11 protein-coding genes are annotated in these 11,105 nt (G+C 66.5%); 4 read left to right on the top strand and 7 right to left on the bottom strand.

From position 1 onward, the window contains the following. The first annotated feature begins 140 nt into the window (after nucleotides 1–140). The gene (locus tag ARC23_RS00160; protein WP_057495345.1) at nucleotides 141–1,577 is read left to right on the top strand and encodes a serine hydrolase domain-containing protein; all 1,437 of its coding nucleotides are present in this window, start codon (nucleotides 141–143) and stop codon (nucleotides 1,575–1,577) included. 194 nt (nucleotides 1,578–1,771) lie between these two features. Next, nucleotides 1,772–3,880: a TonB-dependent receptor family protein gene (locus ARC23_RS00165; RefSeq protein WP_057495346.1), complete on the top strand. Its 2,109-nt coding sequence runs from the start codon at nucleotides 1,772–1,774 to the stop codon at nucleotides 3,878–3,880. Between the two features lie 277 nt (nucleotides 3,881–4,157). On the opposite strand, the gene ARC23_RS00170 is transcribed toward ARC23_RS00165, so the two are convergent. From ARC23_RS00170 to ARC23_RS00185, 4 genes are all read right to left on the bottom strand, one after another. Further along, entirely contained in the window at nucleotides 4,158–5,003 is an 846-nt protein-coding gene (locus ARC23_RS00170; protein WP_057495347.1) for a hypothetical protein, read from the bottom strand. Between the two features lie 52 nt (nucleotides 5,004–5,055). Next, the gene (locus tag ARC23_RS00175) at nucleotides 5,056–5,835 is read right to left on the bottom strand and encodes a hypothetical protein (protein ID WP_057495348.1); all 780 of its coding nucleotides are present in this window, start codon (nucleotides 5,833–5,835) and stop codon (nucleotides 5,056–5,058) included. A gap of 153 nt (nucleotides 5,836–5,988) precedes the next feature. Beyond that, nucleotides 5,989–6,372, bottom strand: a complete 384-nt coding sequence (locus ARC23_RS00180; RefSeq protein WP_057495349.1) for a nuclear transport factor 2 family protein — start codon at nucleotides 6,370–6,372, stop codon at nucleotides 5,989–5,991. A gap of 52 nt (nucleotides 6,373–6,424) precedes the next feature. Next, nucleotides 6,425–7,000, bottom strand: coding sequence for a TetR/AcrR family transcriptional regulator (locus ARC23_RS00185; RefSeq protein ID WP_057495350.1), 576 nt, complete (start codon nucleotides 6,998–7,000; stop codon nucleotides 6,425–6,427). A 69-nt stretch (nucleotides 7,001–7,069) separates the two neighbouring features. Between ARC23_RS00185 and ARC23_RS00190 the strand changes: the two genes are divergently transcribed. Then, a complete protein-coding gene (locus ARC23_RS00190; RefSeq protein WP_057495351.1) occupies nucleotides 7,070–7,615 on the top strand; it encodes a thioesterase family protein in 546 nt (181 codons plus the stop codon). 106 nt (nucleotides 7,616–7,721) lie between these two features. On the opposite strand, the gene ARC23_RS00195 is transcribed toward ARC23_RS00190, so the two are convergent. Next, complete coding sequence (locus ARC23_RS00195) at nucleotides 7,722–8,546, bottom strand: SGNH/GDSL hydrolase family protein (protein ID WP_057495352.1); 825 nt, start codon at nucleotides 8,544–8,546, stop codon at nucleotides 7,722–7,724. Nucleotides 8,547–8,595: 49 nt separating this feature from the next. Beyond that, nucleotides 8,596–9,561, bottom strand: coding sequence for a DUF2268 domain-containing putative Zn-dependent protease (locus ARC23_RS00200; protein WP_057495412.1), 966 nt, complete (start codon nucleotides 9,559–9,561; stop codon nucleotides 8,596–8,598). 139 nt (nucleotides 9,562–9,700) lie between these two features. Between ARC23_RS00200 and ARC23_RS00205 the strand changes: the two genes are divergently transcribed. Beyond that, nucleotides 9,701–10,684 carry a hypothetical protein gene (locus ARC23_RS00205; protein WP_057495353.1) on the top strand — a complete coding sequence of 328 codons (984 nt, stop codon included), beginning with the start codon at nucleotides 9,701–9,703 and terminating at the stop codon, nucleotides 10,682–10,684. 10 nt (nucleotides 10,685–10,694) lie between these two features. Here the strand turns inward: ARC23_RS00205 and ARC23_RS00210 are convergent, their stop codons facing one another. Then, nucleotides 10,695–11,015, bottom strand: coding sequence for a hypothetical protein (locus ARC23_RS00210; protein WP_029379698.1), 321 nt, complete (start codon nucleotides 11,013–11,015; stop codon nucleotides 10,695–10,697). Between the last annotated feature and the right edge of the window lie 90 nt (nucleotides 11,016–11,105).

Raw genomic sequence — 11,105 nt, forward strand, 5'->3', positions numbered from 1 at the left:
AGCCGAGCCATGCTCGGCTCAATGCGTCCGGGCCCGCGACGCCTGACCCGAAGGCAGCCGAGCAGGGGCTCGGTTCTACATGCTTGACCCGCTCTTCCGTCGTGACCAACATGCGCCATCACCGCTGATGGATCACCGCGATGTACCGCACGCTCGCTGCCGCATTGCTCTGCACGCTATTGGTGATTCCGCCCGCTTCGGCGCGTGACGTCCCCACCGCTCTCTCCACTCAGCTCAACACCCAACTGCAGACCAACCGCGAGCGCTACGGCATCGCCGGGCAAGCGGCGCTGGTTGCCCACAACGGCCAGGTGCTCTACCAGGGCGCCAGCGGTGAACGTGATCCCGCTGCCCATGCGCCCGCCACCGTCGAGACCATCTTCGCCGCGCAGTCGATGGCCAAGCTGCTGACCAGCACGCTGGTGATGCAACTGGTGGATCAGGGCAAGGTGGATCTGGATGCACCAGCCAGCCGCTATGTGCCGGACCTGCCGTCAGCATGGCAGGCGATCCGCGTACGCGACTTTCTCAACCACAGCTCGGGCATCGGCGAGTACTACGACCGCGTGGACAACCGTTGGGTCAGCAAGGGCTACCCCGGTGTAGCCCCTGACCTTGGCGCTGCACTGAAGGTGGCCGGCGCGGCACCGATGCAGTTCGCCACCGGCAGCCGCGTGCAGTACACCCAGGCCAACTACCTGGTGCTGACCGCCCTGCTGGAAGCGCATTACCACAAGCCCTACCCGGCCATCGCACGCGAACGCATCCTGCAGCCGCTGAAGATGACCAGCACTTCGTGGGGCGTCGCCAGCGTGCCCGCCGAGCGCGCGGCGGTACCGTACATCGGCAAGGACAGCCAGCTGCAGCCGGCCAATGAAGATCCCTGGCCCAACTACGGCTGGGGCCATGCCGACCTGCAGACCACCGTGGGCGACATGCACCGCTTCCTGCAGGCGCTGGCGACCGGCAGGCTGCTGCGCACGGCGACCCTGGAAAAACTCTGGCAGCCGCAGAAACTGAACGGTGGCGGCAGCAACTTTTTCTCCACTGGCTGGGACACCACCCGCAGCGACGGCTACACCCAGGTCGGCCATGATGGCGGCACCCGCGTTCGTGCGCGGTTGGCTTACAAAGGCACGCTGGCCGGCGGCTACTGGGTGTTCGTGTACCTGACCAACGGCAGCGCCCGCAATGTCTGGTCCAGCACGCTGGTGGAGAGCACGATGGCGGTCGCCGCGCCGCAGGAGTTTCCGCATGCGGTGCTGTCCGAGCGGCTGATCGCGTATGCGCTGGATGACAGCATCGATGCAAAAACGCAGATGCGTAGCTGGCTGCGCGACAGCAATGGCGTTCCCACAGATGAACTGGAACGTGCGATCAATGGTGATGGCTATGCCATCCGCGAAAGCCTCGGCGCACGCAAGGCACTGAAGGTGTTCGCGCTGAACACCGAGCTGTATCCGGATTCGGCCAACGCGTGGGACAGCCTGGCCGAGTGTCATGCGGCGCTGGGTGATGCAGAGATTGCCAAGGCGCTGTACGCGAAGGCAAAGGCGCTGGCGAAGCCTTCGCCGTAAACCCTGCTGTAGAACCGAGCCCATGCTCGGCTGCTCTTCGTGGCGATCGCAGAGAACCCGCGCTGCGCGCGATAGCCGAGCGTGGGCTCGGCTCTACAGCAACACGGCGGGCAGCCCATACGCCGCCGGCGGGTGACGCGGCGCCGCCGAACTGTTAACTTGCGCGCCACTTTCGTGGTTTACAGCATTCCCGCATGTCGCTTCCGTCGTACCGCCCTAACCCGTCGCTGCTGTTCCTGGCCGTTTCCCTCGGCCTCTCCTCCACTGCCGCAGCCGCCCCACAGGCCACCACGCTGGATGCCGTACAGGTCACGGCCGCCGATGCCAGCGCGCAGGCGCGCGAGGCACTGAAACGCGTACCGGGCGCCAGCAACGTCATCGATGTAGCCAAGGCCGACAGCCGCCTGTCCAGCAGCGCCGATGTACTCGCCTACCAGCCGGGCATCAGCGCACAGTCCCCGGGCAACGAAGGCACCAAGATCTCGATCCGTGGCTCGGGCATCAACCGGGGCCCGGGTGCGCACGCCTCGGGCATCGCCGTGTCGATCGACGGTCTGCCGCTGACCGGCCCGGGTGGTACGCCCTATGAGCTGCTGGAACCACTGTGGCTGTCGCGCGTGGAAGTCCTGCGCGGCGCCAACGGTCTCCAGCGCGGCGCGCTGGCGCTGGGCGGTGCCATCGACTACGTCAGCCGCAGCGGTCGCGATTCGGCGGGCGCGCAGCTGCACTACGAAGCCGGCAGCCGTGGCTACCAGAAGCGCGCCCTCAGCTGGGGGGGCGTCAGCGGTGATGTCGATTACTTCCTGGCCTACACCGATACCGAGTTCGATGGCTACCAGCGCCATGCCCGCGGTGATGGCAAGGGTGCAATGGCCAACATCGGCTGGCAGATCACGCCGGACCTGCAGACGCGCTTCTTCGTGCGCTACCGCGAAACCAATCACGAAACACCCGGTCGCCTCACCCGCGATCAGATCCGCAACGATCCACACGCCGCGAATGCCGCCAACCTGGCCATCGACGCGCGTCGCCCGCAGCCGGGCAGCACTTGGCTGGGCAATGTCACCACGCTGCAGATCGATGAGGACTCCTCGCTGCAGGCCGGGCTGGTCTATCACAGGTACCCGATGGACCTGAACGAGAGCCTGTACCGCCAGCAGCTGGACTACGCCAACCTCAACGCCACGCTGGATTACCGCCATCGCCACACGCTGTTCGGGCTGGGCAGCGACACCACGATCGGGCTGCGCGTCACCCACGATCTGGACGCCGATGTGCGCGAGTCGCTGCGCTTTGCCAGCAACGGCTATGCCGCCGGCACGCGTACGCGTGATTTCCGCCACCACGGCACCGACAGCACGCTGCACATCAGCAATACCCTCACCTTCAATGACCGCCTGCGCATGCAGACCGGGCTGGCACTGATCAACACCCGCCGCGATGTGCAGGTGACCTGGCCAAGCAGCGGCGGCCGCCTGCGTGACCGCGACTGGGACTACGCGCCGCGGCTGGGCTTCACCTGGCAACATAGCGCGCAGACGCAATGGTTCGGCAACCTCAGCCGCTCGGTAGAGGCGCCGCATCCATGGTCGATGATCTGGGGCTCGAACCAGTACTTCGGGCCAGGCAATGGCCCGTCTACCGGCCGCCAGCGCGCGCCGGTGCCGATGCAGAACCAGACCGCCACCACGCTGGAACTGGGTGCGCGCGGCGATGCGGCGCTGGGCCGCTGGGAATTGACCGGCTACTACGCGCATGTGAATCACGAGCTGCTGAGCGTGGAACTGCAACCGGTACCGAACCTGTTCATCGCAGAAAGCAACGCCAGCCCCACCGTGCACCGTGGCATCGAAGCTGGATTGGACAGCACACTGTGGCAGGCCGCGCCGGGGCGCCTGTCGTTGCGCCAGGCGTACACCTTCAATGATTTCCGTTACCGCCACGACGCGCGCTTCGGCAGCAACCGCCTGCCCGGCCTGCCGCGCCACGCCTACCAGGCCGAGCTGCGCTTCGATCACGCGTCCGGCCTGTACGCTGCGCTCAATACCGAATACGCCTCGCGCATCGCAGTGGACTACGCCAACAGCTCCTGGGCCGACAGCCATGTGATCTTCGGCAGCCGCATCGGCTACGACGCACCCGGTGGCCGCTGGCAGGCCTGGGCGGAGATGCGCAACCTCGGCAACCGCCACTACGCCGCCACGGTCACGCCGGGCTACGACGACGCTGGCAAGGATGTCGCGCGCTCGACGCCGGGCGAAGGTCGTGGCGTCTATGCAGGCGTGCGCTTGCGCTTTGATTGATGAACGCAGGCGGTGCCGGGCGTAATCCGGCGCCCTCTGCCGCTCTCGTCAATGGGCGTACGTCCAGGGCCGCAGTATGCGGCCGTCCCATACGCCGCCCAGACCCCGTTCCGGGGGTCTGGCTATCCAGCGTCCTTGTTCCCGATGCAGTACGACAAGCTCCCGGTAGACGAAATCGTCGGAACACGAATCCCAGGCGACCGCGATCATAGCCCACTGTCCATCGACTGGCCTGGGCTGCGGCACTCTCGGTCTGGCTTGAACGAGGTATCTGTCATCACGACTCCGCCAACGGGGGCCACAGACCGTGTCCAAAGCTCATATGGCGGACAGGCTGCACTCGAACATGCTCCCATCCGCCCTTCCTGCGGTGCAGAAGGTAGAGGACGCGCATACCCATTCCTCCACTGCACAGGTCCGAGGCGACCGATGCCATTGCCCAGTTCCCGTCCAGGCTGAACACAGGTCGCTGCAGATAGACAACGCCCAGATCCCGATTGCCCGGTCCCCCCATGCATCCTTCGATACCGCGCGCGCGTCGTTGCTGAAGCTCGTCCCACGTCATACGTTGCGCCCGCACATGCGCAAGCTCAAACGCGAGGTCGGGTACCCGTGCAGCCCGGCGGTTTACGACCTGCAGCATCGACTCCAGATGCTGCTGCAGTTGAAAGGACGCCGCACTGTCATCATCGCGCCACTCGACGACGCTGTGACGAACCTGGCAGACCGGGGCGGGATCTCCTTCACCGCAGGAGGGCGCGGTCCATTCCATCACAGCGAATGGCATGCCGGGCTCCCGGCCGTGCGGCTCGAAGTGCGCTGACGCGAGGTCTTCCAGCGGCACCGCCGCGGTCGCGAACCCACTGTTACCGGTCAGCATCGGGGAAGGGACTGCCTTGATGGGAGTCGGTGGTACGGGCAGATTTCCTGGTGGTGTCGGTCGCAGGTCGATGAGCTCTGCCATCACCTCGGCCTGCATCCTTGCCGTTCCCAGATTGATCGGAGGCGGGCCGACATCCTGCCGCCACTGCGGGCGCACGCTGGCCATCAGCGCTACGACTGCAACCATCGATAGAACGACCGTTGTGGCCAGGACGCGTTTCCGTGCAATGCGCTGTCGCATGAAGTTCCTGGAAGAAATGAAGCGGGTTGGGATATCGGCCGGGAACGTGGCGCTACAGCGCTTGAATGGCCTGCAGCAGATGGGTCGCATCTGGCGCGAGTTCCTGCGCGAGCCAGCCCAGCACCACAAAGAACAGCAGCAGGCCGAGCAGCGGCCAGATCGTGTGCGTCACGCATACCCGCCACCACCCCTGCTCGTGCATGCCCTGCATGCGCCGATACAGGCCACCGGCGATGGCGGCGTCCACCAGCAGTTCGGCCATCAGCACCGGCGCCGACCACACCACCCACACGCTCGCCAGCAGGACGGTCGCCACCAGCGCGACGATGCCGAGGATCGCCAGCAACGGCAGGCCCGCTTCGTCTTCGGCCAGGCCGGTCAACGGCAGCTGACCGGCATCGCCGCCGCTGACCTGCGCCGACTCATTCCACGAAGCTGATGCGCCGCCACCTCCAGAACGGCCACCGACGCCGCTCCACGGTGATTCCAAGGGACTTCCGCGAGGCGATGGGCTGCCACTGCCCACATCCGGCGACAGGCCATCCAGCACGTTGTCCCAGCGCCAGCGGATCCAGATCCACATCAGCAGCAGGAACACGCCATAGGCCAACAGCACGGCCATCGGGTAGCGAAGCAGCATCGCGTCGATGCCGGCCAGACGCAGCACATGCGAGGCAAGAAAACCGGCCGCACCGGTCAGGGCCACGATCAGCGCCATCTGCAGGCGTGGCCAGCCGCGTTCCTGCAGATGTTGCCGCGCGCGCACGAGCTCACCGGCGCGGTTCACCGGCAACTTCAGCGGGCTCCGCGCAAAGAAACGGGTGCGTTTCATCGGCGCCACCGGGTGCCGCGGATCGTGCAGCGGGGAAGCTCGAAAACCTGATGCTGCATGCGGACATCCTTGCCGGGCACGCGTGGGTGGTGTTGCGCGGATTCTACCGCGGTCGGGGCCACTGTCCAGACGACGGGCCGAGGCCATCGATCATCAGCTGCGGTCGACGATCCGCACGATGCGACCGTCCTCAAAAGCGAACTCGCTGTGTCCCTGCAGTGCCAGTTCCGTCCCCGCGCTGGGACCATCGGGAATGTCCTGCGCGAACACGCCGCGCCAGCCGATGCTGGCCAGCACCACGCCATCCTTGAAGGTCAGCTCGAGCAACCGCTGCTCGCGCTCACGGAACAACGGCGCCGATTGCCGTGCCAGTTCGCCGAAGGCATCAATGCCTTCGGTGACCATCGTCAGCCGGCCACCACTGTGATTCTCGAAACGCACGTCATGCGCCAGCACCGCCAGCATGGCGTCGATGTCGAAGCGGTTGTAGGCCTGCAGGTAGTGCTCGATCAGATGGCGGCAGTGCGATTCGTCCACGGCGGCGTCCAGTCAGGGCCTGCGCCGAGTCTCCCGCGACCGTGCCGCCGGATCAAGGCGGCGCAGCGGCCTTCAGCAACTGCGCGGCCACCTGGTCGAACGGAGCGATGTCCTGCAGTGCGCGGCTCATCGCCACCGCGCCTTCCACGCTGGCAATCACCAGGCTGGCCAAGCCGGCCGCAGCGGTCGAATCATGACCATCGGCGATGAAGGCAGCCGCCAGGTGCCCCTGCCAGCGCACGAACACCTCGGCGGCGGCCACGCGTGGCTGGCTCGGTGCGGCATCCATCGGCTCTTCCACTGCGGCGGCCAGTACCGGGCAACCGGCACGGAACTGCGTGCGCAGCAGGCGCTCGCGCCACATGGCCAGGAACTGCTGCAGGCCTTGCACCGCCCCGCCCTTCAGCAGCTCCACCAGCAGCGCTTCCACCTTGTCGCCGGCCATGTGGGTGGCACGCGCCAGCAGCTCCTGCTTGCCGCCGGGAAAATGGTGGTAGGTGGAACCCAGCGGCGCCTCGGCCAGCTTGGTCACCTCACGGATGCTGGTGGCATTGAGGCCCACACGCGCCAGCATCTGTGCCGCAGCATCAATCACGCGTTGGGGCGCATCAGAGGGGCGCGGGCTCACGGCAAGCTCCTTGCCAGGACAGTCGTTATAGATTAGCGTACCGGCGATTCTATAACAGTCGTCATAATCATGAATCTCTGGTTCCGCCTGCTCCATCTGCTGCTGTGCAGCCTGTTCCGGCCGAAGCTGGAGGCCCCGTTCGGAGTCTCGCGGCTGCGTTTCCGGGTGCTGCCCAACGACCTGGACAGCAACCTGCACATGACCAACGGCCGCTACTGGAACATCTTCGACCTGGGCCGGCTGGACCTGATCCTGCGCATGGGCCTGGGGCGGGTGGCGCTGCGCGAGAAGTGGGCACCGATCGTCGGCGCCGGCACCATCCAGTTCCGCCGCGAGCTGAAGCCGTTCCAGCGTTTCATCCTGGAAACCCGCCTGGTCGGCTGGGTCGGCTCGCGCGGCATCATGGAGCAGCGCGTGCTGATCGGGCCCGAGCAGAAGATCGCCACCCGTGCGCTGCTGGTCACCGGCATCTACGACCGGCGCGCGCGCCAGTTCCTGGGCATGCCGCAGATGATGGAAGCGATCGGCGTGGTCGCGCCGCCCTCGCCGCCGCTCAGTGCGGCCGCCGAAGCGCTGCTGGCGGCCGATGCCGCATTGAAGCAGGACGATGCCTGAGCCACAGGTGGAAGCCGACCTGCATGCGGCGCTTTTCGCCGCGCCGCTGGCGGCCCGCCCAGCGGTTGGCTGATGCCCCAGGACAGTGCGGCAGATCCGCTGGAGATCAGTTTCGGTACGTTGCTGTCGACAAACCTGCCTGCCGCAGCGACTTCTGCTGCAGCGCGCATTTGACCGCCGCTTCGGCCAACGGCGCCATCACCGCATAGCCCTCCGCCGTAGGGTGCACGCCATCGTCAGCCAGTGCCGGATCGAGGCCGCCAGCCGCATTGGCCATCGGCGTGTAGTAGTCCAGATAGACCAGATGCTGTGCATCTGCATAGCGCTTCAACGCCGTGTTCAATGCACGCACCTTCGGCGCGGGCGTTGTTCCCGGCAGCCACGGATAGTCGCTGACCGGCAGCACCGAGGCCAGCACCACGGCGATGCCATGCGCGCGCGCCAGCTCCACCATCGCGTGCAGGTTGTCTTCGATCATCGCCTGCGTGGAGGGGCCGGTGTTACCAGCGATGTCGTTGGTGCCGGCCAGGATCACCACCACCTGTGGCTTCAATGCCAGCACGTCCTGCGGGAAACGCACCAGCATCTGCGCCGTGGTCTGGCCGCTGATGCCGCGATTGAGCCAGCCTTTGCCAGGGAAGAACGAGGCGCTGCCTTCCCTGCCCCAGCCTTCGGTGATGGAATCGCCGTAGAACACCACGCGCGGCTGGCCGGATGCAGGAGCGGGCAGCTGTGCGTTGGCATCGCGGTAGCGCTGCAGCTGCGGCCAATCAGCCAGGCGCTGCTGCATGAAACGCACTTCGTCTGCGCGCAGCTCTCCGACCGGCTTCAGCAGCAGTGGATTGACCGCCGCAGCTTCGGCCGCCCTCAGCGGCGCGCCCAGCGCCATGCAAACGGCGACGGCAGCGGCAAGCAGCACGGGTACACGCATGCGGGTTCTCCAGCAAACCAGACCCGCAGTCTAACGCCCCAACGCTGCGTCATCGCGAAGCCGAGCGCGCTGCCACACCGGTCACCTTGGCCGGCATCCACATGCCCGGCGTCCAGCCGCTGGCGGCCAGAATCGCCTTCGGGTCATCCTGCTGGATCAGCGCACGCACCGCCTCGTGCTTGTCCTTGGCCTGAAGGTAGTACGCCTTGGCGATGCGGTAACCCACCCAGTAGCCCAGGTCGTAGGGCGCCTGCGAACCGGGTGAGTAGTTGTACAGCCACGGTGACAGATCGGTGCTGTCCAGATCCAGCGCGAATGCGCTTTCGATATGCACTTCGCGGCCACGCGTCCAGGCGGCATGGCGCCCGTTGCCGACGTTGCCGGAGATCAGCTCGGTGATGAACTCGGCGATGCCTTCGCCCAGCGAGATGCGCAGCACGGTCGCGCGCGGATCACCCGGCTCGACGTCGATCAGGCCGGTCTGCTGGATATGCACGTACTCGTGCGCGATCACGTGGACGAAGCGATCCTGCACATTGGGATTCATGAAATCGGCTGCGCACAGCGCTTCCAGGCCGATGATCACGCCGCTTTTCGAGGTCAGGCCGACCGGGCGGCCGCGGCCCACGGCGATGGTCACCGCAGGGAATGTGGTCTTCGGGTAGATCGCCTGCAGATTGGCGAACACCTGCACCAGGCGCTGCTTCACCGCCGGTAGCTCGGCCAGGCAGGTTCGTCCCTGCGCGTACAGCGCCGGCTGGTTGGCGATGGCCTCGGCGATGCGTTCGGCGGTGACCCGGCGCGCCTTGGCCAGCTCGGCCAGGCCGGTCGAACCCTCGGCCAGATACCCGTGCAACTGGGCAACACTGGGCTTGCCGCCAGCGCTGTCGTAGAGCGCATAGAAGCGACTGACATCCTCGGTGAGGATCTGTGGGCCCGCCGGTGCGGCGGCGGTGGCCACGCCGATCGCCCCGCCAAAGGCCAGGGCCAGCAGGCCGCGCAGGATCATGTACATCGCTCCGTCCTTGGTGGTGTGCATGCAAGGCGCGCAATCTACCACTCTGCGCGGCCTGCCGCAGCCGGAGGATGCGGCCACCCGTGGGCTATGCCAGACTCCCCCCGGGCAGCCAGCCACGGATGACGGAGCACGCACCATGATGATCGTTCCCGCCTACTGGGCCGAAGCCCGCGTGCAGGCCCGCTTCCGTGGCCGTGCGCTGGTCGTGCGCCGCTTTGGCTGGTCCGATGAGGGCCCCGCCGAAGCCCAGGCGCATGCCGATGCCCGCGCCAACGAGGCACTCCACGCCATCGTTGCCGGGCAACCGCTGCCACGCCGCGAGGTGCGCAGCAATTACGGTGTGGAAGGCGTGCCGATCCGCGAACAGATCGTGCAGCGCGATGGCGACGTGGTCATCACCCGCAACAGTTACGGCGCGTTGTGCCTGAACAGTCCGGATGTGCTGTTCGCCGACATCGACCATGCGCAGCCACCAGCCGGTTGCGTGATACCGGCGATCGTCGCTGCGGTCGTGCTGCTTGCCGGTGCAGTCATCGGCACCCTGCTGTGGCACTGGCTGGTGGGCCTGGTCCTGGGCGTGGCGGCAGTGCTGCTGGTCAACGCGGCAGTGCTGATGCGGCGGAAGCAACGCCTAGCCGCCGCCGGCGGCGTTGAAGGACTTGCGTTGAAGCGCGTGGAGGCCTTCAGCGCACGGCACCCGGATTGGCATCTGCGTGCCTACCGTACCCCGGCCGGCCTGCGCCTGCTGGCGATGCACGCGACGTTCGCGCCCGAAGACGAGCAGCTGCAGGGGTTGTTCAAGGACCTCGGCACCGACGCACTGTACGCACGCATGTGCCGGCTGCAGCACTGCTTCCGTGCGCGGCTGAGCCCCAAGCCTTGGCGGGTCGGCCTGAAGTACCGCATCCGGCCGCCGGTGGCGGCGTGGTCTTCCGAGCAGGCCCACAATCCCGACCGCCTGGCCTGGATCGCCGAGTACGAAAAGAAGAGCGCCGGCTTCGCGGCCTGCACCTACCTGCGCAGCTTCGGCGACACCGCCCGGGTGCATGCCAAGGCCGAGCATGTGCGTGACCTGCATGACCGGCTGTCACGCGCGCAGGACCGCCTACCGCTGGCGTGAGGGCGGGTACTCAGTCAGCGCTCTGCACGAACGGCTGCCCTGCCAGGGTAGTGCCCAGCCGCACCGCGATCTGTTGACCGTCCTTTTCGAAGGTCGTCGCACATTGCTTTCCATCCTTCTGGCATCCGACTTCCGGAAAGCCGTCCAGCGATTCCGGCGCGCCCTGCGCAGGTTTTGCCCGCCAGCCTGCGGCATCCAGCAGGCGCTTGGCCTTGGCGTAAGGCATGCCGGCGATGATCCCCAGCTGCGCCAATTCGGTGGGCAATGGCTGCGCACCTGCAGTTGAGACCAGGACCAAGGACAACGTTGCAGCAAGAAGGATGGCTTTCATTGCACCGACCTGGAACGAGCTATCAGGTTCAGCCTAGACCATTTGCGCGGCGTGCGAATGTGCCGGTAACACGTCGTTACCGAGCCTCCA

The sequence above is a fragment of the Stenotrophomonas beteli genome (assembly GCF_001431665.1).
Classification (GTDB): domain Bacteria; phylum Pseudomonadota; class Gammaproteobacteria; order Xanthomonadales; family Xanthomonadaceae; genus Stenotrophomonas; species Stenotrophomonas beteli.